Here is a 23,893-nt window from a genome sequence, read left to right on the forward strand (position 1 = left end):
GGGGCCGGTCCGTCACCCCCGCCCCGCGCGCCGTACCGGTGTCAGCAGGGCGACCCCGGCCACCAGGACACAGGCGCCGCCCGCGACCAGCGCCACCGGGGCGGTCCCCCGCCGCTCCGCGGTCCAGGTCAGGACGGCGGCGCCGATCGGGGCGGCCGAGTACTGAAGCGTCCAGAAGGCGGAGGTGACCCGGCCGAGCATCGGCTCCGGGGTCACCTCCTGGCGCAGGGACATCGAACACGTGCCGGCGACGGCCACGCAGGACAGGAATACGGCCGCGAGAGCGCCGACGACCGGCACCTCCTGTGCCCACCCCAGTCCCGCGACGGCGAACCCGCTCACGGCGACCGCCGCCGTCCAGGTCCGGCCGAAGCCCAGCCGGCGCCGCACCCGGGCGACCAGCAGAGACCCCGCGATGGTGCCGAGCGCGCCGACCGCCATGACGGTGCCGACCGTGCCGTCGTCGTGGCCGAGGTCGTGCTTGAGGTGGTAGATGACCAGGTCGTTCAGGCCGAGCGTGAGGAAGCTGAACACGAAGAGCAGTGCGGTCAGAGCGCGGAGCACGGGATGGCCGTACAGGAACGCCACCCCGGCCCGCAGGTCCCGCCAGAGTCCGGGGCGCTCGCTCTTGGGCACGTCGGTCCGGTCGTCCGGCGGGCGGCTGCGGATCCTGACCACACTCAGACAGACGGCCGAGACGCCGAAGCTCGCCGCGTCCACGCCCACGGCAGTGGCCGGGCCGGTCCAGGCGGCGAGCAGTCCGGCGCACAGCGGTCCGAGGACGCCGGCGGCGGCTGCGGTCGCGTTGAGCCGCCCGTTGGCCTCGGTGAGCTGCTCGGTGCCGACCAGGCTGCGGACGACGGTCACATAACCCACCGCGAACAGCATGCCGACGGCCTCGCACAGCGGCAGCACGGTATACAGCATCCAGATCTGCGGCCCGAAGAGCCACACCAGCGGGATCAGTCCGTACAGCAGCATCCGGACCAGGTCGCAGGCGATGAGAAGCCGGCGACGGTCGACCCGGTCCACCACCGTGCCCGCGAACACCGCCGCGACGACCGAGGCCGCGCCGCCCACCGCCGTCAGCAGCCCCATCCGGGCGAGCGATCCGGTCGCATCGAGGACCAGCAGCGGCAGGGCGATCAGCGCGAAGGAGTCGCCGAGGAAGGAGAGGGTCTGCGCGGCCCAGAAGATCCCGAAGTCCCGCTGCCGCCAGAGGGGCCGCCGACCGCCTTCGAAAGCGGTTTCTCCGGACCGGTCGCTGCGCGCCCTGTACACCACTCGTCCCCCTCCAACTCCCGGCAACCTTACGGCCGTCGGCGGCGACAGGACGGTGAAGCACCCGCATTCCCACTCCCCCCTCCCGAGGAGCAGCCGTGCCCCACACCCCGCTGTCCCACCGCCGCCGGCGTCGCGTCCTGCGTCCCGTCCCGCTCGCCGTCGTGGGCGCTCTCGTGGCCACGGCCACCGTGGCGCTGCCGCATCTCGTGCCCGACGCCTCGGCCGCCACCACCCTGCGGGGGTACGCCGACGGACGCGGCGTACGGATCGGCGCCGCGGTCGGCGACAGCCCGCTGACCTCCGACTCGTCGTACACCACCGTCCTGGACCGCGAGTTCAACTCGGTGACGGCGGAGAACGCCATGAAGTGGGACGCCGTCGAACCGAGCCGCGGCAGCTTCAACTGGGCCGCCGCCGACCGGCTGGTGGCCCACGCCGCCGCCCACAACCAGGGCGTGCGCGGCCACACCCTCGTCTGGTACGCGCAGTTGCCGTCCTGGCTGAAGAACGGCAACTTCTCCGCGAGCGAGCTGAACACCATCCTCAAGAGCCACATCGACACGGAGGTCGGCCGCTACAAGGGCAAGGTGTACGCCTGGGACGTGGTCAACGAGGCGTTCAACGAGGACGGCTCGATGCGCAGTTCGCTGTGGCAGGACAAGCTCGGAACCGGTTACATCGCCAACGCCCTGACCTGGGCACACGCCGCCGACCCGAACGCCAGGCTCTACATCAACGACTACAACATCGAGGCGGACAACGCCAAGAGCGACGCCCTGTACGCGCTCGCCCGCCAACTCCTGGCACAGGGCGTGCCGTTGCACGGCATCGGTTTCCAAGCTCACTTCGAGGTGGGCAAACTCCCGGCGTCGATGAAGGCGAACCTGCAACGCTTCTCCGACCTCGGCCTCGAGGTGTCGGTCACCGAGCTCGACGTCCGCATTCCGCTGCCCGCCTCGGCCGCCGAACTCGCCCAGCAGTCGACCGACTTCAAGACCGCGAGCGAGAACTGCCTCGGCGTGCCGCGCTGCGCCGGGATCACCCTGTGGGGCGTCACCGACAAGTACTCGTGGGTGCCGGGCACGTTCAGCGGCTACGGAGCAGCGCTGCCGTACAACGAGAGCTACGCGGCGAAGCCCGCTTACACCGGCCTGTCGAACGGGCTCAACCCCAACGCTTGACCGCCACCGGGGAGGGAGGATCCAGGCGCGGCGGCATCAAGGCGCAGGGGACTTGAAGGCCCAGTGGAATCAAGGTGCGGTCGAAAGGCCGTACGGGCACGATGACCCACATGTACGACTCTTTCGGCACGCACCGCCCCCGCGAGGTCCAGCCGGGCGAGTACCCGGAGTGGGACGAAGCCCTGGCTCTCGTCAACCGCGACCTGTCGGCCCAGCTCCCGGAGCGGGATCCCCTGTGCCTGCTGGCACTGCCGTACTGGCCGGAGGAAGAGGCGGAGGAGGCGGGGGAGGCGGAGGAGGCGGGGGAGTGCGTCCACGTGGGCCTGCCCGACGGGACCTGGCACGGCAATGACATCCCCCGGAACTCGCGCGCCACGCCCGCCGACGCCCTCGTCGCGGTCGCCGAGGCGGCGCAGGACACGGTGCTGGAACTCCTGTGGCAGGTGTGGCCGGTCTGCATCGAGCACCGGCTCGGAATGCATCCGGGCAAGGAGGACGGCCGCCCGGTGTGGTGGTGCGCGGGCGGGCGCGACCCACGGGACACGAAGCACGTGGGGGCGTCGATCGGCAAGGTGGAGGCGACGTATCGCCCGCGGAGCGTGCGGCGCAAGGAACGCGGACAGAGAAGGCGGAGCCAAGGCCAATAGGCGTATGCGGTATGCGAGATGTGGGATGCGGTATGCGGTATGCGGTATGCGAGATGTGGGATGCAGAAGGCAGCAGACGGAAGGCAGCAGACGGAAGGCAGTAGGCGGAAGGCGGCGATAGCAAGCGTTTTCCGCCCAGCACTCACTAGTTTCCCCAACACCCCTTGCCCGCCACACCAGTCGACCGCAATCTGAACGTTGTTCAGCTCTCTTGCGCCCCTCGACCGGAGACACCCCCACATGAGACGACTCATCGGCACCCTGGCGGCCGGCGTCCTGGCCTTCACGGGCCTCGCCGCGACCGCGACCGCCCCCGCCCAGGCGGCCACCGCCGCAGCCACTACGGGCTCCTTCAACGTCCTGACGTACAACGTCGCGGGCCTGCCCGAAGGCCTGAGCTCCGGGCACCCGGCGACCAACACGCCGTTGATCTCCCCGCGGTTGGCGGCTTACGACATCGTCAACGTCCAGGAGGACTTCAACTACCACGCGGCCCTCTACGCCGGGGACAACCACGCCTACCGCACGGCGACCAGCGGTGGCGCCGGCATCGGCGACGGTCTGAACACCCTCTCGGACCATCCGTTCGAGGACTTCGAGCGGGTCCGCTGGAACGCCTGCACCGGCACCAACTGCCTGACCCCGAAGGGCTTCACGCTGGCACGGGTGAAGTTGGCCGACGGTGTCTACATCGACCTGTACAACGTCCACACCAACGCCGACGACAGCGACGACGCGCTCGCCGCGCGCCGCGCCAACATCGAGCAGTTGTCGGACTTCATCCAGGCGAACTCCTCGGGCAACGCGGTGATCGTCATGGGCGACACCAACACGCGCTACACCCGCGCCGGCGACAACATCCGCACCCTCGCGGACGAGAACGGCCTGACCGACGCGTGGGTGAAGCTGGTGAAGGGCGGTACGCGGCCGACACAGGGCGCCGACGCGCTGCTGTGCCCGACGAGCGCGCCGACCAACGCCTGCGAGGTCGTCGACAAGGTCTTCTACCGGGGCAGCAAGCTGCTGTCGCTCACGGCGACCCGTTACAACGACGAGTGGGCCTCGTTCCTGGACTCCGCGGGCGGCAACCTGTCGGACCACTTCCCACACACGGTCGACTTCTCCTACACGCTCAACTCCTCCCTGCGGGCGAGCAACTTCTTCGGCGGCCCGCACGGCACGGCGTTCAACGACGCGGACGACCTGCCGGCCACCCCGGCCCCACGCACCCTGACCCTGCGGGGCTCATCCCGCCTGGACGCGGTGACGCTGACGCACGACGGCGGGAGGACCCTCACCCACGGCGGCACGGGCGGAACGGCGGCCTCGCTCACCCTGGCGGCGGCTGAGCACCTCACCTCAGTCAAGCTGACGCAGGGTCAGAGGGACGGTCAGACACGGATCTTCTCGGCCGCGTTCACGACGGACAAGGGCCGCACCCTCGCCGCCGGAACGGCGACGACGGACGCCACGACCTTCACCGCCCCTTCCGGCTGGCAGATCGTCGGCTTCACCGGCCGCTCGGGTGACGAGGTGGACAAGCTGGGCGTCCTGTACGCGCCCATCGGCTGACTCCCGCCGAACCGCTCCCGAAGAGACACGACCAGACACGACCAGACACGACGAGACACCAGAAGAACGGCACCGAGGACGGCCCGCTCCCCTGCGGGCCGTTCCCTTTTCTCAATCCGATTACCCCTAGGATTCCCCCTGGGCCATCGAGCCCGAGTACCAGCACAACCCCCCATACGTTCCCAAGTTCCTACGTTCCTAGGCGGTCCCCCATGCCCCGAGCCGGGCTCACCGTGGACCGTCTCGTCGTGGCGGCGGCCGAGCTGGCCGACGAGGCCGGGGCGGAGGGCGTCACCATCTCGGCGCTGGCCCGGCGCTTCGGTGTGAAGGACGCGAGCCTGTATTCGCACGTCAAGAACCTCAGGGATCTGCGCGTCCGGCTCGCCCTGTTCGTCGGCGGCGAGATGATCGACCGTATCGCGGTGGCCGTCGCCGGACTCGCGGGCAAGGACGCACTCACCGCCTTCGCCGACGCATACCGGGCGTATGCGCTCCAGCATCCGGGACGGTACGCGGCCGGCCAGATCCGCATCGACCAGGACATCGCGGTCGACTCCGACGCCCTGCGCCGCACGGCTGAGATCACGCACGGCATGCTCCGTGCCTACGGCCTCGACGAACCCGACCTCACCGACGCCGTCCGCCTGCTGCGCAGCACCTTCCACGGGTACTGCGCCCTGGAGGCCGGCGGCTCGTTCGGCGCGCCCAGGGACGTACAGCGGTCGTGGGAGAAGGCGATCGACGCCCTGCACATGGCCCTGACGCACTGGCCCCGGGAGGACGGACGGTCCGGGTGACGGACCGCGTCCGCGTCCCGGCCCCGGCTAACGGGCGCCCAGCGCCTGGACATCGTCGTACGACGGTGTCCTGCCCCGGGGTGTTCCGCCCGCCCGGATCTCGGCCATCGTCTCCAGGGCGGCGCCCAGCGCACGCCGGTACAGCAGGGAGCCGAGGCTGATCCTGCCCACGCCGAGGTCGGTGAGCTGGGGGACGGTGGGGCCGGCCGGCGAGTAGAGGACGTTGAGCGGGACGTCGAGGCGGTGGACGAGCTCGGCGATGCGTCCGGGATCGGTCAGGCCGGGGACGAACACGGCGTCGGCACCGGCCTGTTGATAGGCGTCGAGACGGGACATGGTCGGATCGCCGCCCGCGTCTCCGTCCGCTCCGTCGCCCAACCAGTACGTGTCCGTACGGGCGTTGACGAACAGGCCGGGTGCGGCCCGCTTGACGGCGGCGATCTTCGCGGCGTGCCGGTCGATATCGCCCAGTCGGTCCTCCAGGTTGATACCGACCGCGCCCACGTCGGCCAGCCGACGCGCGAACTCCCCCACCTCGTCCGGGCCTTGGCTGAACCCGTCCTCCGCGTCCACGGAGAGGAGAAACGACTGCGAACCGAGGACGAGAGCGAGTCCGAGCGTCTCGTCACGGGTCGCCGCGGTCCCGTCGGGCAGACCGGCGGCTGCGGCGACGGCCAGACTCGTCGTGCCGATCGCCGGAAACCCCTGCCCGGCCAGTGCCCGTGCGGAGGCGTGGTCCCACGCGTTGGGCAGGAGCAGCGGTACCTCCGTGTGGTGGAGGGCGGCGAAGGGGGTCACGGGGCACGCTCGGCTCGCTGCACTCATACGTGCACGCTAGAGCCCGATTCCTTCGGCACCGGCCGAACTGTCGACGACCGGCCGCCGTCTCTCAACCGTTTTCCGCGGCCTCCCGCTCCCCCTTGCTGCGCTCCACACAGAACTCGTTCCCCTCCGGGTCCGCGAGTAGGGCCCACCCCGTGCCGTCGGGGCGGCGGTGGTCGTCGACGAGCGTGGCGCCGAGGGCGAGCAGGCGCTCGACCTCCTCCTCACGCGTACGGTCCTGCGGCTGCAGATCGAGGTGGACGCGGTTCTTCACGGTCTTCGCCTCCGGGACGGTGACGAAGAGCAGCCCCGCACCCTCGATCAGCGCCTCCGGGTCGCCGGGCTTGTCGTCGTCGTGGAGCGGCAGGCCGAGAACCGCGGACCAGAAGCTGCCCAGGGCGTAGGCGTCGGCAGAGTCGATGGTCACGTGACGGATGGCAGAAGTCATAGCGGGGATTGTCGTGCACATCGAATGCAGTATCCACTCGATTACCCGCAGCGCCCGTGCGGGTCGATCCGCAGAACGGCGAGGCGTTCTCCCGCGTCACGGCAACCTCTCCAGCCCCAGCGGCAACCACAGGCCATGAGATCTGCACGACGCACGACAGGCACCACGCGCCACCGCCGCATCCGCGCGGCCCGCAAGCCCGCGATCGGCGCCCTCGCCGCCGCCGGGGTGTTCGCCGGAGCGTGGTACGCCACCGCCGGGGCGGCGACGACGGCTGCCCCGAACCTCGTCCCCACCACCACCGCGGTGACCCTGGCGGCCAAGTTCCCGTACCTCTCAGCGGGCTACAACAACACGCGCGAGTGGACCCGGACGACGACCGCGGTGGCTCCCAACGGCACGCTGCGGGTCGCCTGGCCCGCCACGGACGGTGTCCACGTCACCCCGCTCACCGCGGCCGGGAAGCGCTCGGGTGCGGACACGGTCGTCAAGGGCGCCAAGGAGGTCGGCGGTCTGGTGGCGCACAACGACGGATTCGCGCTGCTGACCCGTGTCGCCGACACCAACAAGTGGAAGGAGACGGCTGCCGCGATCGTCCGCTACACAGGCGGCAAGCAGACCTTCCGCACCAAGCTCACGGGCACCGCCTCGCACGACACGGCCCCGCTGCTCGACGGCCAACTCACCTGGAACGGCACCAAGTACGGCGCGTACTTCGTCGTGCACGGCGCGGGCGGCTTCGCCGACGGGCACTACGGCGACAAGTTGACCTATGTCAGCGCCAAGGGAGCGAAGCTCAGCGGGGGTTGGGGCTGGGGGTGCAGCCACAACGAGGGCATCGCCCTGCACGCGGAGACTTCCGGTGCCTTCACGTCCGTCTGCTTCGACGACTGGCGCTCCGGGCTGTTCGTCTCCACTGGGATAGGCGCCCCGGACAACGCTCCCGTGGTGCAGCGCGAGCAGTGCTGGGCCGGTTACTGCGGCGGCACCTTCCCCGGGCGCACGGGCGACCTCGTGAAGTCCTCCGCCGGCCGTTACGCGACCGCTTTCGCCTCGCGCGGCGCCGCGTCCGCCAAGAAGAACCCGGACGACTCCAGCGGCCGTGGCTGGACGGTGAAGCCGAAGACCAGCACCCACCAGGTCGCCGTCGCCTTCATGAAGAACCGCAACTCCGGGCCCGGGAAGGCCGTGTACCTCACCGCCGCCGCCGGCACGGAGCACGTCAACGTCCACGTGGCGCCGTACGGCAAGAACCGGCTCCTGCTGTCCTGGGAGTCCCTCAAGAACGTGAAGTGCTCCGCCGGCACCTGCACGGGCACCTTCACCGGCACCCACTTCCGTCTCATCGACTGGAACGGCAAGTTCCAGAGCGCGGACAAGGTGGTGGGCACCCGTGTCACCGGCGACGTGGCGGTCCTGAAGGACGGCGCCCTGACCTGGGCGTACGCCCCCGTCACCCCGACCTACGGCAAGCCCCTCACCGGCGCTTCACCGACCACGACGACCCTGCGCATCGCCCGCCTGAAGCCCTGAGCCCCGCCGCGACGAGACCGCCGCGGTGGCGTCCGCGGCGGTCAGCCATCCGCCTCGGCGGGGAGCCTCGTGACCCGTACGGTGTCCCCGTCGAGCTCCACCCGGTCCTCCGGGCCTGCGTTCCAGCGGACGTGGATTGCGTCCGCTCCCGCCATCCGCACGGAAACCGTGTCCTCGAGGGGTACGGGCTCCGGCTCGGCCGTGAGTCGGGCGAGCGCGACGAAAAGAGTGGTCCCCTGTCCCGTCGTACCGCTGAGAGTGCCGTCGAGGCCCAGGACCGGGGCGAGTTCGGCTCGCGCTCCGTCCCGCGCCGCCCACCCCGTCACCCGTACCGGGGTGCCGGGTTGCGCCCCGCTCACCAGATGGGCCCGTACCTCCGTCGCCCCGTGGGCGAGCACGACGCTGGTGACCCTCGCTCCCCCGCCGGCGGTGTGCCGCGAGGCCGCCCAGCCGTCCCCGGTCCCGAGCGGCTCGATGCCCGTACGGCTCGGATCGCCCCCGAGGATCACGCTGTTGTCGTACGACGGCGACGGCGTGGTCGCCGTCGAGTAGGCGAGCCGGGTGTAGTACGGGTCGTAACGGACGTCCTCGCTGCCGTGGTTGTGCAGTCGGACCAGGCCGTCCGAACGCGTCGACTGGAGAAGCCAGTTGGGCGCGGCCAGCGGTGTCACCGTGTCCGCCCGTTCCGCCGGGCCGGGTTGTTCCACCGCCGTCCACACCTCGTGGTCCGGAGGCAGCAGCAGACCGAGGAATCCCTTGCTGGCCCAATAGGGCGACGCCGGGCCCGAGTAGCCCTGGAGGACGGCGGGGTCGGGGCCGTGCCAGCCGAGGGTGAGCAGACCGCGGTCGTCCACGGCGCCCCGGTCCAGGAAGTACTTCAGCGCGCCGGAGGCCAGTCGGCGGGTCTCGCCGGCGGGCAGCGGGGTGTGGCCGGTCAGGGCGCCCAGCCACAGTGGAGCGGTCGTCGCGAAGCGGTAGGTGAGGGAGCGGCCCTGGTGCATGGGGGCGCCGTCGCCGCCGAACAGGCGGGCGTAGTCGGCGAGATGGGCCTTCAGTCGGCCGCCGTAGCGGGCGAGCAGGTCCTGGTCACCGGCCAGCCAGGCGTGCAGGACCGGGTACAGGTGCATCGCCCAGCCGTTGTAGTAGTCGAAGGCGCGGCCTTCGCCGTCCGTGTACCAGCCGTCGCCGACGTACCACTGCTCGATGCGTTCCAGGCCACGCTCGGCCGCCTTGCGGGAGGCCTCCGGCTCATGGCCGACCGATTCGAGGAACCCGCCGACCGTGACCGGGAACAACTCCCAGTTGCAGGGCCAGGGTTCGGCGGTCAGGGCGTCGCCGAGCCAGGCCGCTGCGCGCTGCCGTACGGCGTCGTCCAGGCGGTCCCAGAGCAGGGGCCTGGTCAGCCGGAGGGCGAGGGCGATGGACGCGGCCTCGACCAGTGGCTGGCTGCGGTCCTCGATGCGGGGCCAGACCCAGGACACGCCCGCCGCGAGGCCGTCCGCGTAGCGCTCCAGTGCCGTCTCGTCGCGGCGGAAGGCGGCGAGGAGCAGGGTACGGGCGTAGCCCTCCAGGCCGTCGGAGAGACGGCCCGACCAGCTCTCGCGGTCGCCGGGGAGGTGGTAGAGAGCGTGGTCGTCGCTCGCGTACGGCTCGACCGCTGCCAGCAGGGTGTCGGCCGCCGCCTCCCAGTGGGCGCGGGTGCAGCCGGTCACGGGGCTGAGGGCGGGGTCCGGTGGGGGCAGGTGCATCGGTGTTTCTTTCCTTGGCGGCGGGGTCGGGCCCGGGAACACCCTGGTCCCGTGGGAGTCAGGACCTGGGGGCGTCCCGGTTCCGGTCGGGGCGCCCCCAGGAGTTCATCCCGCCCGCACGGTGCGCGGGGGCACCAGGTGCCGGGCGACGAGTTCGTCTCGGACCAGGCTCGCGTAGACCGCGGCTCCGTGCACGGAGGTGTGCGTGTTGTCGCGTTTCTCGTTGTACAGGTAGAGCGCCTTGGAACCCTCTACGCCCAGGGACTCCACCAGTTCCTTGGTCCTGGCGGTGAGGTCGATCAGCGGGACGCCCTGCGCGGCGGCGACCGAGCGGATCACCGCCGGATGGTCGACGCCAAGTCCGTTGACCAGCAGGGCGGTTCCGTTGTTCAACGTGCCGTCGGCGTTGAACCAGCGGCGCACGATGGGAGTGACGAGGACCGGTTTCCCGCCCTGTTCGCGAACGCCGGCCACCAGTGTCTCCAGGTTCGTGCGGTAGGTGACCTCGTCGGTCGTCTTGTCATTGTGCGCGAGCTGGATGAGGACCAGGTCTCCGGGGCGGATCAGCGGCTGGACGGTGGTCCAGAGCCGTGGGTCGCTCAGGTAGGTGACCGTACTCTCCCCGGAATCCGCGTAGTTGGCGACCGAGACGCCCTTGCGCAGGTACTGCGGCAGTTCCTGGCCCCAGCCGGTGTAGGGGTCGCCCGGCTGGTCGCAGACGGTGGAGTCGCCGATGAGGAAGATCTGCCGGGCGTGCCGTGCGGGCGTGACCCTGATGTCGGCCAGGGCGGGTGCCGAGCCGCCGAGGACGAGGTCCAGTCCGGGGGTTCCCTCGGCGCCCGTCGGTTCGCCCTCGGGGGTACGGACGTTCACGGTGAAGCCGCGGGCGGTGCGCTCACCGGCCGGGACCGCGGTCTCCGGAAGGAGGGCCCGCCGGGTCTCGCCGCCGAGGCTCGTGCTCGAGTCGGCGTCGCCGCCGAGGAGGATCTCGACATCGTAGGTGCCGGGCGGGACGTCGAAGTGGCAGGCGGTGGCGGTGCAGTTGTCGATGCCCAGCGATGCGTGGCCGGTGTGTGCCTGTGCGGTGGCGGGGACGGCGCTCAGGACGGCGGTCAGGGCCAGCGCCGCCGGCAGGGCGATGTTGAAACGTCTCACTCTCGGCTCCTCCGTCACGTCGGCAGTCCTGGCGGTGGACCGTACCGCCTCTGGCAAGCGCTTTCTAGACCCTGAACCGTTTTCACAAGATTGCCAACTTCCCGGCGACGAAAGCCCTTTCGCGAAATCGATTCAACTGTCACTCTCTCCCACACCCGCACGCCCCACACCTCCGAAGGAGGCACCCCCATGTCCGGATCCGACCGCCACCCGGTCCGACGCCGCACCTTCGTGCTCGGCACGGCGGCCGCCGCCGGCTCGGCCGCCCTCGCCGGCCCACTCGCCGTCCCCGCGGCCGCCGCGGCCTTCGGCTACACCGACGACGGCTCCAACTACGTCGTGGACACCGGCGCGAGCCTGGTGTTCAAGGTCAGCAAGACCAACGGCGACCTGACCTCCCTGGTCTACAAGGGCACCGAGTACCAGGGCTACGACGGCAAGAACTCGCACATCGAATCCGGCCTCGGCACCTCGACGGTGACGATCGGTCAGTCCGGATCGACGATCCTGATCTCCGTCACGTACGGCACGCTCAAGCACTACTACGCGGCCCGCAGCGGCGAGAACAACGTCTACCTGTGGACCAACAAGGCAGACACCTCGGTCTCGGCGACCCGCTACATCGTGCGCGTGAAGAAGGGCCTCTTCCTCAACGACGAGCCCGACTCCTACACGTACACGTCCTCCACCATCGAGGCCTCGGACGTGTTCGCGAAGTCCGACGGGCAGACCCGCTCCAAGCACTACGCGAAGGTGCGGGTCATCGACTACAACTACATCGGCTGGACGACGGGATCCGTCGGACTGTGGATCGTACGCAGCAACCACGAGAAGGCCTCCGGAGGCCCCTTCTACCGCTCCCTCCTGCGCCACCAGAGCGCCGACGGCGGCGGCCTGTACGAGATCCTCTACTACGGCGAGAACCAGACCGAGGCCCAGCGCTTCGGCCTCCAGGGCCCCTACGTCATCGGCTTCACGGACGGCGGCGCGCCCTCCTCGGCCCTCTTCCCGGGCACCCTCACCACATCCTGGGCGGACTCGCTCGGCATCTCCGGGTACGTCGCCGCCAGCGGCCGCGGCAGAGTCGCGGGGGTCGGCATCACGGGGCGGAACACGGCGTACGCGTACACGGTCGGGCTCGCCAACTCCGCCGCCCAGTACTGGGGGTCGGCGCGGGCCTCGGACGGTTACTTCTCCATCGGCGGGGTGCTGCCGGGGACGTACACGCTGACGGTCCACAAGGGCGAGTTGGCTGTATACAGTACACAGGTGACCGTATCCGCAGGCGGGACGACCACCCTCAACACCATCGCGATCCCGTCCTCGAACGACCCGAGCAACGCGAGCGCGGTCTGGCGGATCGGTGACTGGAACGGCACGCCGAGCGGTTTCAAGAACGCCGACCTCATGACGTACGCGCATCCCTCCGACGTCCGCGCCGCGTCCTGGACCGGGAACGTCGTCATCGGCAGCGGCACCGAGACGTCCGCCTTTCCCTGCTACCTCTGGAAGGACGTCAACAGCGGCATCATCGTCTACTTCAAGCTGACCGCCGCCCAGGCCGCCGCGGCGCACACCCTGCGCATCGGCGTGACGACGGCCTACGCCAACGGCCGCCCGCAGATCGTCGTCAACGACACCTGGACGTCCGCCGTCCCCTCCCCGCCCTCCCAGCCGAGCACCCGTTCGCTGACCGTGGGCTCGTACCGGGGCAACAACAACACGTTCACCTACAGCGTGCCGGCGTCCGCCTGGCTGACGGACACCGGCGCCTACAACCAGCTGAAGATCTACGTGGCGAGCGGCTCGGGAACGACGTCCTTCCTCAGCGCGGGCACGTCGATCGACGCGATCGACCTGCTCGCCTGACCTCACGTCAGGTTCCGCGCGTCCACTGCTGGTTCGTGCCGCCGTTGCACGTGTACGTGATGATCGCGGCGGAGTTGGCGGTGGACGCGCCGTTCACGTCCAGGCACTCACCGCTCGCCCGGGAGACGACGTTCACATAGCTGCCGGTAGTGGTGAGGGACCACTGCTGGGTGGTGGCCGCGGAGGCGCAGTTCTCCTGGGTCACGGTGCTCGCGTTCTCCTGCACGCAGAGGGAGCTGTTGCGGACCGCCAACTGGTAGTAGCCGCTGCCGAGGGACTTGAACCAGTACTTCTGGTTGTTGCCGCCGTTGCAGTCGTACTGCTTGATCTGGGCGCCCTGCCACAGCGACTGGCTGGTCACGTCGGCGCACTTGGAGCTGTGCCGGGCGATCAGCGTGTTGTACGTGGCGCTGGTACCGCTCACCGTCCCGGCGGCCGTGTCCACGGTGACCTCGGGATACCAGGACATCGACAGGGAGGTCGAGGACGGGAACGTCAGCGGCAGCCACACGTACCGCGAGTCGTTGACGGTGCCGCTGAAGGAGTTGCCCCAGCGGTCGCCCATGTACAGGTACGAGGTGCCCGAGGTGCCCTGGACCGGGAGAACGTATGCGGTCTGCGAACCGTATGCGGTGGAGTCCCCGACGTTCGTCATCGACGTCCAGGGGCCGGACAGGCTGGTCGCGGTGGCGTACTGCTGCTGGTTGGGGCTCCAGCCGGTCGCGCCCGACGTCAGCATGAAGTAGACGCCGTTCCGCTTGAAGAGGGCCGGTGCCTCGCGGTGCCCGCCGGCCCAGGGGTTGGCGAGCAGGCTGTCGATGGCCGTGTAGTCGGCGGTCAGCCTGTAGATGTGCAGGTCGTAGTTCTCGTTGGCGGCCGACACCATGTACGCGGTTCCGTCGGTGTCGACGAACGTGGTGATGTCACGGGACATGTACTGGCCGAGCGGACGGAAACTGCCCTGATACGCGTAACTGCCGTCGACGGTGTCGGAGACGGCGACGGCGGCGCGCGCCTCGCTGTAGTCGGTGCCGTTCTCCTTGTGCATCCACATCACGAACTTGCCGGTGGACGCGTTGTAGACGACCTTGGGCCGCTCGATGTAGGCGGTGCCGAGTTCGGAGGCGCTGGACTGGGTCAGGACATGGTTCCTGAACTCCCAGTTCTTCAGGTCGGTGGAGCGGTAGGCGTCCACATAGCGGAAGGTGTTGTCTGCGTTACGGTCCTCGCCGAACCAGTAGTAGTAGCTGCCGACCTTGATGACGCCGCCGCCGTGGGCGTGCACGACGGCACCCGAAGTGTCGGTGAACTGAACGCCGTTGGGGACGCTCACGGCCGCCGCCTGGGCCGGTCCGGCGGTGGCCAGGGCGCCGATCAGCGCCAGACAGAGGGCGAGCAGGGTGGCGTACACACGTCTCATCTCAGGCACTCTCCATTCATGTCGTAGTCCGGGTGGGTCACCGAGAGGGGCGTTCGAGAATGCGAACGAGATGTGGAATGCCGAACGCCGAAAAGGTAAGGGTGTGTTACGGGCAGGTCAACGGGTCGGACGTGACTTGATAGAAAGCCTTTTCCGGAAGGTTCCTGCGGGGCTCGGAGAAGTCCGGCGCGCAGGCGAGTTTCTGTTATCGCCGCGGGCCCGGACCGTCTCCGATCCGTGCGCAGCCCTCTCCACATCCCAGCAGCGGCCACCGGTGCCCTCGTCGCCGTCGCCGCCCTCCTGGCCACGGCTCCCCCGGCGGTGGCCGCCGGCGTCCGGGACGTCACCGCCGACGTCCTCGCGAACCGGGACGTGACCCTCGCCGGCGACACCGTGGTCACCGTGCCGTCGGGGACGACGACGTACGACGGCGTCTTCCGCGGCCAGGGGACGCTCACCGTACGCGGCGGCGGAACCCTGATCCTCACCAGGGACAGCGACTTCACCCTGCCGAAGGCGCTGCGGCGGCAGGTGGTGCGCACGCAGGGCGGCAACCATCCGTACACGACGGTCGCCAACCCCGACCCGCCCGCCGTCACCGTCGAGCGCGGCACCACCCTGCAGTACGGCACGGGCGGCGCGGCCGGTCTCATCGGCCACTTCCCGTACGACACCCCCGGCTACCGGCTCAACCAGCTCAACGTCCGCGTCGACGGCACGCTCCGGCTCTCGCTCACCACCACCTTCAACATCGGCACGATCAGCGGGTCGGGCCTGGTCACACAGCCCCGCAACATGTGGGGCACGCTCGACCTGGCGGGCACCCACCCCTTCTCCGGGGTCATCGACAACGGCACCGGCACGGCCGCCGGCCGGCCCGAGTTCCCGGTGTCACTGCCCAATGCCCGCGCCATCCTCAACCAGGGCTCCTGGATCATCGACACCCCGCTGTACCAGACCATCACCCTGCGTCAGGACTTCTACCAGCGCGAGTACGGCAGTGACGTCAACGTCCACACCCGGCCGGGCAGCAAGGTCGTCCTCACGGGCCAGTACAGCTACAGCGACCGGGGCGGGGACACCGATCCTTCGCTGAGCGATCCCGGGCTCAACTGGCGTTCTATCGCTCATCAGTTGAACAAGCGCGGCACCAACGTCGAGGGGGCGGACGTGCAGTGGGGCGACGGCACCACGCACCGCATCTTCATGCCGGGAACGAGCGAGACCGTCTACATCAACCTCCACGAACGCAGCGGCCGACGCTCTCTGTTGACGTTCGACTACAACGGACCGGTCACCCTCGGCGCACCGATCGGCGGCGGCAGGTACCACGACACCCTGGCCGCACCCGGAGCCGGGGACGTCGTCGTCGCCGGCACGAAGGGCAACGACGTGACCTTCGCCGCCGCGCAGTACTACGACGGCTCCACGACCGTGGAGAAGGGAGCGGTGCTGCGGCTCGGTTCGGGAACGGCGGGCGGCGACGGCTCGCTGCTCACCGGGACGACACGGCGGCGGATCGTGAACGACGGGACGCTCGTCGTGCGCAACACCAGAACACCGGTGTCCCTGTCGCGGATCGGCGGAAGCGGTTCTCTCGTCCAGTCCGGTGCCGCGACGACGACCCTCACGGGGTCCGCGGTGACGTACACCGGCACGACGACGGTCCGCAAGGGAACCCTGGCGCTGCGCGGCGGAGCAACTCTCGCCAACAGCCGGGCCGTTCGGCTCACCTCCGCCGGAACGAAGCTGGACACGGGCAACTCGGCCCTGCGGGTGACGAGTTCACTCAGCGGCAAGGGTGCCGTGCGAGGCGCGGTGACCAACGAGGGTGTGGTCACAGGCGGGTTGACGGTGAGCGGCGACTACACCCAGGACGTCCACGGCCAGCTCGTGGTGGGCGGGACGCCGTTGAAGGTGGCCGGGAAGGTACGGCTGGACGGCGGCCTCGATATGTCGGCGGTCGGCGCGGCCGGCGCTGCGGGTGATGATGACAGTGACGGTGGCAGTGAGGGGAACAGGCCGGCGAAGGAGATCACCGTCCTCGACCACACCGGGCGCGGCGCGGTTTCCGGCACCTTCGACGGACTGCGGGAGGGCGCCCCGGTGAAACTCGCCGACACCGTGTACCGCATCAGTTACCGGGGCGGTGACGGCAACGACGTGGTCCTCACCGCCGACACCGCGAGTGCGTCGCCGTCCGCCCGGCGGTCGGGCTCGTCCGGGGTCGTGGACGCGGACACGGACGTGGATACCAAGGCACAGAACGCGGGCAGCGGAGCGAGCAGCGGGATGGGGTGGTGGCCGTATGTGCTCGCGGCGGGGCTGCTCGCCGGACTCGGCATGCCGATGAGACTGCGCCGGCAGGCCCGACCCCGACGCGGTGGCGGGCGGCACGCGGCGTAGGGCGGCCGGTACGGAACGGCACGCCGGTGGCGAGTGCGGCCGGGGCGCGGGAGGTGGAGAGGGGGCCCGGGAGGTGTCTCCGTGCCGGGTGGCGTCCCGGATGGTGGACGAGCTGCTCATGGTCTGGACACGTCCGGCCGTCGGCCGGTCCTTCGACTAGCGTCGTGGCATGACCAGCGACACCCCTTCCTCGCCCGTAGGCAGTCTGGCCGAAGCCCTCGCCGCCTCCGCCGTCGTCCTCGACGGCGGCATGTCCAACCAGCTCGCGTCCGCCGGGCACGATCTGAGCGACGAACTGTGGTCCGCACGACTGCTCGCCGAGCGGCCCGAGGCGATCACCGAGGCTCACCTCGCCTACTTCGAGGCGGGCGCGAACGTGGCGATCACCGCCAGCTACCAGGCGACGTTCGAGGGCTTCGCCAAGCGGGGCATCGCCCACGAGGAGGCGGCCCGGCTGTTGGCGCTGAGCGTGGAACTGGCCCGGGAGGCCGCCCGTCAGGCCCGGGGCAAGGGGGTGACACGGCCGCTGTGGGTGGCCGCGTCGGTCGGTCCGTACGGGGCGATGCTCGCCGACGGTTCCGAGTACCGGGGCCGCTACGGGCTGAGCGTCGAACAGCTGGAGCGTTTCCACCGGCCCCGGCTGGAGGTCCTGGCCGCCGCCGCTCCCGACGTGCTGGCCCTGGAGACGGTGCCGGACGCCGAAGAGGCCCAAGCACTGCTGCGCGCGGTGCGCGGGCTCGGGGTGCCGGCCTGGCTGTCGTACACGGTGGACGGCGACCGCACGCGCGCCGGGCAGCCGCTGGAGGAGGCGTTCGCCCTGGCCGCCGACGCGGACGAGGTGATCGCGGTCGGGGTGAACTGCTGCGCCCCCGACGATGTCGACGCGGCGGTGGCGACGGCGGCGCGGGTGACGGGCAAGCCGGTCGTCGTCTATCCCAACAGCGGCGAGAGCTGGGACGCCGGGGCTCGCGCGTGGAAGGGCAGCTCCACGTTCACCCCCGAACAGGTTCTGGTCTGGCGCGAGTCGGGCGCCCGGTTGATCGGCGGCTGCTGCCGGGTGGGTCCGGAGGCGGTGGCGTCCATCGCGCGGACACTGGGAACGCCGTAGCCCTCCGCCGGCGCGTCCGCCTTGCCCGGACGGCGCGGGGCGGAGTCAGTCGCGTCGCACTCCCCCGGCGCGGCGCAGCCGGCGCACGACCGACCTGAGCTCCGTAGTGCGGATGGGCCGGCCGTCGGCCGGGGCGTCGGTGGTCGGCGCGGGTGCCTCGGCGGCGCGGGTGCGGGCGTCGAGCGCCCACAGGGCGAGCTCTTGGTCGCGTGGTCCGTATGCGGTATACGGTCCGCGGCCGTCGGTATGTGATCGGCCGACGACTGCATACAGCATGCCGTCGCCTTCATGAAGCACACCATCCACCACATATTGCATACCGTCGCCCGCGCCCCCGCCCGCACCAGCGTCGGCACCGGCACCGGCACCGGCACCGAAGATCCGCACGGGGTGCCGTACGTCCCATGGCTCCCACCCGGGATCGCCCGTCGCCACGAACCGTACCCACGCCGTGTGCATGGCGTCGGCCAGTTCCTGCGGGGTGCCCTCCCCCGCCAGCTTCGCGGACTCGGGTGTGTCACCGGTGTCGAAGACGAAGCCGAGTTCCAGGGAGTGGCAGGCGCCGAGGCCGGGGCGGAGCGAGGGCCAGGCGAACTCGTACATGTGCGACGTCCCGGGGCGGGCGTCGGCAAGGCGGTGCAGGGGCAGCCGCAACAGATGGTCGGTGACCATCTGGCCGACGATCTCGGCGGTGCCGGCGCCGGGGTGCAGCGCACGGTAGCCGCGCGGTACCTCGTGGCCGCAGTGGCAGCGGGCCATGGCGCCCGCGAGGGCCACGGCACCGAGCCGGTCGACGCGTTCGAGCAGGCCGCCGGGGACGAGCCAGAGCCGGTACTCGTCGCGGGTCCAGCCGAGGAGCAGGTCGATGCCGGGGGCGGCGCCGTCGACGAGGGCGTCCAGCGGGTCGCGGGGGACCAGGTCGCCGTCGACGACGATGCCGAAGGTCGGCCCGCCCAGGACGGGGCTGCTGAGTCTGCCGACGTCGGCCTGGGTGCGCAGCAGCAGATCGCGGTCGACGGCTGCGAAGGCCTCGGCGGTGGCGGGGATCTTCAGCCGGGTCGCCATTCTGCGCACCATGCGCCGTACTTTGTCGCGTTCCGACGCCTCCGGCGCACCGCTCTGCAGGACGGCCCGCCGGAAGAGTCCCTGCGCCTGAGGGGCCGCGATCAGCGCGCCGATGCTGATGGCGCCGGCTGACTGTCCGGCCAGGGTGACCCTGTCGGGGTCGCCACCGAAGTCCCTGATGGACCGGTGGACCCACTCCAGCGCGGCGAGCTGATCACGCAGACCGGGGTTGGCGGGGGCGTCCGGGAACAGCCCGTAGCCCTCCACCCCGAGCCGGTAGTTGATCGATACGAAGACGATTCCGTCCTGGGCGAAGTGATGTCCGTCGTACACCGGAACAGCCGAGGATCCCCTGGTCAGAGCGCCGCCGTGCAGCCACACCAGGACGGGAAGGCGGGCGCCCTGGGCGGGCTCGGGCGTCCACACGTTGAGGTTGAGACAGTCGTCGCCGGGCACGACGGGATCCGACAGGTACTGGGCGAAGGCTTCGGAGTACGGCGGTTTCGGCGGCGTCGGCCCGAAGGCGCCCGCGTCACGCACCCCGTCCCAGGGCTCGGGCGGCTCCGGTGGCCTGAACCTCCGGGCTCCGAAGGGGGGTGCCGCGTAGGGGATTCCCCGGAAGACCGCGATGCCCTGCTCGGAGCGGCCCCGTACCGCCCCGTAGGGGGTCGGGGCGACGGGGTCGGGGACCTGGTGGTCCTCGGCCGGGAGGTTCGCCTGGTCCGCCGTCATCCGCCCACCAGCCCTTCGCCGCGCTCCTGCACAGGTAACAACAGAGCACCACACGGACGCCCGGTATTCCGACGGACGAGCCTTCCACAGGGCTGTTCGGTGTATACGAAGGACACCGCAAACGGCCCGCACGGTTTTCGAAAGTTCAGCCGTTCAAGATCCCGTGTTTCCTGATGTCTTCACGTCGCGGTGAGGCACACCTAGGATAGCAAGCGCTTTCTGTGAGCCGGCTGTTCGGAAGGGCTCCGAAAGGGCGCTGGTCGAGCTTTCGCTGGCCCTCGGGCGGGCCGGAGAGGTGGTTCCCCATGGTGCGCACGGCGAGCGCGAGCGCGACGGCAGGGCCGACACTGGCGGTCGTGGCCAGAGAGGCGGGCGTGTCCGTACCGACCGCTTCGAAGGTGGTCAACGGCCGGGAGGACGTCGCCCCTGAGACCAGACGTCGGGTGACAGAGGCGCTCGACCGGCTGGGATACGTACGCAGACCGCGTTTCGACGCGACGAAGCCGCCCCGGCTGGTCGACCTCGTCGTGCACTCGCTGGAGAGTTCGTGGTCCGGGGCGGTCCTGCACGGCGTGGAGGAGGCGGCGCACGACGCGGGCCTGGACGTCGTGGTCTCCGCAGCCCTGTCCCGCACCCGGGTCGGCCGTCCCCAACGGGGCTGGCTGGACAAGCTGACGGTGCGCGGATCGGCCGGAGTCCTGTTCAATCTGGCCGAGTTGACGGCCTCTCAGTTCGCCTGGCTGGAGCAGCATCGCACGCCGTTCGTGATGATCGACCCGGTGGTCGAACCGCCGGCCGGGGTCGTGTCCGTGGGCGCGGCGAACTGGCAGGGCGGAGTGACCGCGACCGAGCACCTGTTGGCACTCGGCCACGAACGCATCGCCGTGATCGCCGGCCCGCGCCGCAAGTTGTGCAGCAGCGCCCGGGTCTCCGGTTACCGCTCGGCGCTGGCGGCGGCGGGGCTGCCGCATCGACCGGAGTACGTGCGCAACGGCGGCTTCGACGAGGCTGTCGCCCACCGCCGCATGAGTGAACTCCTCGATCTGCCCGCACCGCCGACGGCCGTCTTCGTCTGCTCCGACCGCATGGCCCTCGGTGTCCACCAGGCGGTGCTGGAACGGGGGTTGAGCATTCCGTACGACGTCAGCGTGGTCGGTTTCGACGATCTGCCCGAGTCCCGCTGGACCACCCCCGCCCTGACCACCGTCCGTCAGCCGCTGGCGGAGATGGCGGCCACGGCGCTGCGGCTGCTGGTGCGGATGATGGACGGGGAGCACCCGGACGGAGAGCGGACGGAGTTGTCGACACGCCTGGTGGAGCGGGCGAGTACGGCGCCGCCTCGAAGGTGAGACACCCGGCCACGGAGGTGGGACACGGCCCGCCCAGGCCATGCGCCTGACTCCGTGGGCTCAGGAACCCGCCCGGGCCGCCCAGGCGATCCCGCCGCGCAGATGGGACAGGAAGTCCGGGTCGCGGTAGGCACCCGACGCGTGTCCGAGGGCGGTGTAGAAGACGCGGCCCGCGCCCTCCTCGCGGCACCACACCAAGGGGTGGTCGGCACCCATGCCGCCACCCTCGTACGAGGACTCGTCGGCGGTGGCGAGAACGCGGACCCGGCCGCGCGGGTTGGTGCGGAAGTCGTACCACTCGTCGGTGAAGTCCCAGACGGTGGGCAGGTGTCGGGTGGCTGGATGGTCGTGGTCCTCGATCACCGCCTTGCCGGGCTGGTACGCGGGGTGGCGGTCGAACCGGGCGGCGAGGAGGTCGCCGTAGTACGGCCAGTCGTACTCGGTGCAGGCCGCCGAGTGGATGCCGGCGAAGCCACCGCCGGAAGCTACGTACCCGGCGAGGCGTTCGCGCCCGGCGGGTGTCAGCACCTCTCCGCTGGTGGAGAGGAAGACCACTGCCGCGTAGCCGTCCAGCGGGCTCTCGAGGGCCGCCGGGTCCTCGGTGTGGTCCACGGCGAATCCGGCCGACGCGCGGACGGCGGCGACCGCGTCCGGGATGGAGTCGTGGCGGTAGGCGGTGGTGCGGGTGTACACGAGCAGACGGGCTGCGGCCATGCAGCCGAGCCTACGGCCGGGTACCGGCCGCACCCCAGGAAGCTCGGTGCGGCGAAAGTTTCGGCCGCACGCTCTGTGTCGTTCCCCGCCTGCCGACGGTATTCCCGTTGGTCGGCGCAGGCGTTCCACAGAGGCGGCATTTCGGGCCGGGGGGCGCGTAGGCTCCGGTGGGATGAACACCATTCCCGCACGGCTCGACCACATCGTTCTCGCAACCCCCGATCTGGCGTCGACGGTCGCCGAGTTCACCCGGCGCACGGGAGTGGCCCCGGCACCGGGCGGGGTGCACCTCGGGCACGGCACCCGCAACCACCTGGTGGGGCTGGGGAGTTGCGCCTATCTGGAGATCCTCGGCCCGGACCCGGAGCAGCTCGCCCCGGCGGCACCGCGCCCCTTCGGCGTGGACGGCCTCGACGCTCCCCGGACCGTCACCTGGGCGATCAGCCCGCCCGACCTGGACGCGACGGTCGCGGCGGCCCGCGCCCGGGGCTACGACCCGGGTGACGTACGGGACATGAGCCGGCGTCACCCCGACGGCACCCTGCTGCGGTGGCGGCTGACCGACGGCGGTTCCCCGCACCCTTCCGGTCTGGTGCCCTTTCTCATCGACTGGGGTGCCACACCCCACCCCTCGGCCTCCGGTCTGCCCGTCACCCCGCTGCGGGAGCTGACGGCCACGGCCCCCGACCCCGACGGACTCCGCCCGCTGCTGACCACCCTCGGCACCGATCTCGCCCTCACCGAGGGCCCGGCGGCCTTCCGCTTCACGGTGGACAGCCCGAACGGGCCTGTGACGTTCCTCTGAGCGCACGGCCGCCGGCTCGGAGGGCGTGTCCGTTTCCTTCAAGACGGGCGGCCCAGGCGCGGCCTAGCGTGGCGGCATGAGTCCACGATTCGATGCCATCGGGCTGGTCGTCTCCGACATGGCCGCCTCCGTCGCCTTCTACCGTCGGCTCGGGTTCGCGTTCCCCGAGGGCGCCGAGCACGAGCCGCACGTCGAGACCGAACTGCCGGGCGGGTTGCGGCTGTTGCTGGACACCGAGGACACCGTCCGTTCCTTCTATCCGCAGTGGCGCGCGCCGTCCGGGGGCGGCCGGGCCTCGCTCGCGCTGCGCTGCGAGGAGCCGGGCGAGGTCGACGCGGTGTACGAGGAGTTGGTGGGGGCCGGCCATCAGGGCGAACTCAAGCCGTGGGACGCCTTCTGGGGCCAGCGGTACGCCGTCGTGCTCGATCCGGACGGCAACGGCGTCGACCTGTTCGCGCCGCTTCCGCCGCAGTAGGCCGCCTACCGCTTCAGCAGGTCACCGAGCGTCGTACCGGTGAACTCCCTGACGTCACGGGAGAGATGGGCCTGGTCGGCGTATCCGGTACGGGTCGCCGTGTCCGCGTACGGCACTCCCCCGCGGGCCAGCCGCAGGGCGCTCTGCAACCGCAGGATCCGGGCCAGTGTCTTGGGACCGTATCCGAAGGCGGCGAGGGAGCGTCGGTGCAACTGGCGTGCGCCGAGGCCGAGTTCGTCCGCCGTCACGGCGACCGGGCGGCCGTCCGCGAGCGCGGTGACCAGACGGCGCAGCTCCGGGACGGGCGGGGCGGCCCGCTCCAGGGCGAGTTCCTCCAGTGCCGTCGCCGGGTGGCGCGCGGCGGCGAGCCGGCCGGTCAGACGGCTCACCTCGCCCGCAGGCCAGAGATCGGCCAACTCGACGCGACGGTCGCGCAGTTCGTGTGCCGGCACGCCGAGGAGAGCGGGGGCGGTGCCCGGGAAGAAGCGGATGCCGGCCCAGGTGGTGGGCGGCCTGTCGGGGATGTGGGCGCGGGTGTCCGGGCCCGCGACGAGCAGCCTGCCGTCGCTCCACATCAGGTCCATGCAGCCGTCGGGCAGCACGGGCTGTATCCCGGACACCGGCGACGGGGTGTTCGTCCAGACCACCGCGCCGGCCAGCCGGGAGGGGCGCTCTTCGTACACGTAGAACAGGCTACGCCGTGCAGCCGACGGTCGACCGGCGACCGGCGACCGGCGACCGGCGACCGGCGACCGGCGACCGG

20 protein-coding genes are annotated in these 23,893 nt (G+C 70.8%); 11 read left to right on the forward strand and 9 right to left on the reverse strand.

The features are described from left to right. Positions 1-12: 12 nt before the first annotated feature. Positions 13-1,284, reverse strand: coding sequence for an MFS transporter (locus ACFPIH_RS01335; RefSeq protein ID WP_381166326.1), 1,272 nt, complete (start codon positions 1,282-1,284; stop codon positions 13-15). Positions 1,285-1,379: 95 nt separating this feature from the next. Between ACFPIH_RS01335 and ACFPIH_RS01340 the strand changes: the two genes are divergently transcribed. The 4 genes from ACFPIH_RS01340 to ACFPIH_RS01355 all read left to right on the forward strand — a co-directional run bounded on the left by ACFPIH_RS01340 (position 1,380) and on the right by ACFPIH_RS01355 (position 5,481). Next, positions 1,380-2,465 carry a glycoside hydrolase family 10 protein gene (locus ACFPIH_RS01340; protein ID WP_381166328.1) on the forward strand — a complete coding sequence of 362 codons (1,086 nt, stop codon included), beginning with the start codon at positions 1,380-1,382 and terminating at the stop codon, positions 2,463-2,465. A gap of 110 nt (positions 2,466-2,575) precedes the next feature. After that, complete coding sequence (locus ACFPIH_RS01345) at positions 2,576-3,112, forward strand: hypothetical protein (RefSeq protein WP_381166330.1); 537 nt, start codon at positions 2,576-2,578, stop codon at positions 3,110-3,112. A gap of 240 nt (positions 3,113-3,352) precedes the next feature. Continuing rightward, complete coding sequence (locus ACFPIH_RS01350; protein WP_381166332.1) at positions 3,353-4,684, forward strand: jacalin-like lectin; 1,332 nt, start codon at positions 3,353-3,355, stop codon at positions 4,682-4,684. Positions 4,685-4,896: 212 nt separating this feature from the next. Beyond that, positions 4,897-5,481 carry a TetR/AcrR family transcriptional regulator gene (locus tag ACFPIH_RS01355; RefSeq protein ID WP_381166334.1) on the forward strand — a complete coding sequence of 195 codons (585 nt, stop codon included), beginning with the start codon at positions 4,897-4,899 and terminating at the stop codon, positions 5,479-5,481. Positions 5,482-5,508: 27 nt separating this feature from the next. Here ACFPIH_RS01355 and ACFPIH_RS01360 read toward each other — a convergent pair whose 3' ends face one another. Both ACFPIH_RS01360 and ACFPIH_RS01365 read right to left on the reverse strand, forming a co-directional pair. After that, positions 5,509-6,306, reverse strand: coding sequence for an isocitrate lyase/PEP mutase family protein (locus ACFPIH_RS01360; RefSeq protein ID WP_381166336.1), 798 nt, complete (start codon positions 6,304-6,306; stop codon positions 5,509-5,511). Positions 6,307-6,370: 64 nt separating this feature from the next. Continuing rightward, positions 6,371-6,751 (reverse strand): VOC family protein, encoded by a 381-nt coding sequence (locus tag ACFPIH_RS01365; protein ID WP_381166338.1) that lies wholly within the window; start codon positions 6,749-6,751, stop codon positions 6,371-6,373. A gap of 135 nt (positions 6,752-6,886) precedes the next feature. On the opposite strand from ACFPIH_RS01365, the gene ACFPIH_RS01370 reads away from it, so the two are divergent. Continuing rightward, positions 6,887-8,284, forward strand: coding sequence for a hypothetical protein (locus tag ACFPIH_RS01370; protein ID WP_381166340.1), 1,398 nt, complete (start codon positions 6,887-6,889; stop codon positions 8,282-8,284). A 41-nt stretch (positions 8,285-8,325) separates the two neighbouring features. On the opposite strand, the gene ACFPIH_RS01375 is transcribed toward ACFPIH_RS01370, so the two are convergent. Together ACFPIH_RS01375 and ACFPIH_RS01380 are read right to left on the reverse strand one after the other, a co-directional pair. Next, positions 8,326-10,032 (reverse strand): DUF2264 domain-containing protein, encoded by a 1,707-nt coding sequence (locus tag ACFPIH_RS01375; RefSeq protein ID WP_381166342.1) that lies wholly within the window; start codon positions 10,030-10,032, stop codon positions 8,326-8,328. Between the two features lie 105 nt (positions 10,033-10,137). Further along, positions 10,138-11,187 (reverse strand): rhamnogalacturonan acetylesterase, encoded by a 1,050-nt coding sequence (locus ACFPIH_RS01380; protein WP_381166344.1) that lies wholly within the window; start codon positions 11,185-11,187, stop codon positions 10,138-10,140. 189 nt (positions 11,188-11,376) lie between these two features. Here ACFPIH_RS01380 and ACFPIH_RS01385 point away from each other — a divergent pair, with 189 nt between their 5' ends. Then, complete coding sequence (locus ACFPIH_RS01385) at positions 11,377-13,056, forward strand: rhamnogalacturonan lyase B N-terminal domain-containing protein (RefSeq protein WP_381166346.1); 1,680 nt, start codon at positions 11,377-11,379, stop codon at positions 13,054-13,056. A 7-nt stretch (positions 13,057-13,063) separates the two neighbouring features. Here ACFPIH_RS01385 and ACFPIH_RS01390 read toward each other — a convergent pair whose 3' ends face one another. Further along, positions 13,064-14,476, reverse strand: coding sequence for an RICIN domain-containing protein (locus ACFPIH_RS01390; RefSeq protein WP_381166348.1), 1,413 nt, complete (start codon positions 14,474-14,476; stop codon positions 13,064-13,066). A 237-nt stretch (positions 14,477-14,713) separates the two neighbouring features. On the opposite strand from ACFPIH_RS01390, the gene ACFPIH_RS01395 reads away from it, so the two are divergent. After that, on the forward strand, positions 14,714-16,882 hold the full coding sequence (locus tag ACFPIH_RS01395) for an autotransporter (RefSeq protein WP_381166350.1): 2,169 nt from the start codon (positions 14,714-14,716) through the stop codon (positions 16,880-16,882). A 169-nt stretch (positions 16,883-17,051) separates the two neighbouring features. Then, complete coding sequence (mmuM, locus tag ACFPIH_RS01400; RefSeq protein ID WP_381166352.1) at positions 17,052-17,990, forward strand: homocysteine S-methyltransferase; 939 nt, start codon at positions 17,052-17,054, stop codon at positions 17,988-17,990. Positions 17,991-18,035: 45 nt separating this feature from the next. Here mmuM and ACFPIH_RS01405 read toward each other — a convergent pair whose 3' ends face one another. Beyond that, positions 18,036-19,787: a carboxylesterase/lipase family protein gene (locus tag ACFPIH_RS01405; RefSeq protein ID WP_381166354.1), complete on the reverse strand. Its 1,752-nt coding sequence runs from the start codon at positions 19,785-19,787 to the stop codon at positions 18,036-18,038. Positions 19,788-20,092: 305 nt separating this feature from the next. On the opposite strand from ACFPIH_RS01405, the gene ACFPIH_RS01410 reads away from it, so the two are divergent. Further along, positions 20,093-21,136, forward strand: a complete 1,044-nt coding sequence (locus ACFPIH_RS01410; RefSeq protein WP_381166356.1) for a LacI family DNA-binding transcriptional regulator — start codon at positions 20,093-20,095, stop codon at positions 21,134-21,136. Positions 21,137-21,196: 60 nt separating this feature from the next. Here ACFPIH_RS01410 and ACFPIH_RS01415 read toward each other — a convergent pair whose 3' ends face one another. After that, a complete protein-coding gene (locus ACFPIH_RS01415) occupies positions 21,197-21,850 on the reverse strand; it encodes a ThuA domain-containing protein (RefSeq protein WP_381166358.1) in 654 nt (217 codons plus the stop codon). A 172-nt stretch (positions 21,851-22,022) separates the two neighbouring features. On the opposite strand from ACFPIH_RS01415, the gene ACFPIH_RS01420 reads away from it, so the two are divergent. Together ACFPIH_RS01420 and ACFPIH_RS01425 are read left to right on the forward strand one after the other, a co-directional pair. After that, positions 22,023-22,655, forward strand: a complete 633-nt coding sequence (locus ACFPIH_RS01420) for a VOC family protein (RefSeq protein WP_381166360.1) — start codon at positions 22,023-22,025, stop codon at positions 22,653-22,655. A gap of 76 nt (positions 22,656-22,731) precedes the next feature. Beyond that, positions 22,732-23,130 (forward strand): VOC family protein, encoded by a 399-nt coding sequence (locus ACFPIH_RS01425; RefSeq protein ID WP_381166362.1) that lies wholly within the window; start codon positions 22,732-22,734, stop codon positions 23,128-23,130. A 5-nt stretch (positions 23,131-23,135) separates the two neighbouring features. Here ACFPIH_RS01425 and ACFPIH_RS01430 read toward each other — a convergent pair whose 3' ends face one another. Beyond that, positions 23,136-23,813 carry a helix-turn-helix domain-containing protein gene (locus ACFPIH_RS01430; protein WP_381166364.1) on the reverse strand — a complete coding sequence of 226 codons (678 nt, stop codon included), beginning with the start codon at positions 23,811-23,813 and terminating at the stop codon, positions 23,136-23,138. Positions 23,814-23,893: the final 80 nt, after the last annotated feature.

Source organism: Streptomyces vulcanius (assembly GCF_042653945.1).
Classification (GTDB): domain Bacteria; phylum Actinomycetota; class Actinomycetes; order Streptomycetales; family Streptomycetaceae; genus Streptomyces; species Streptomyces mangrovi.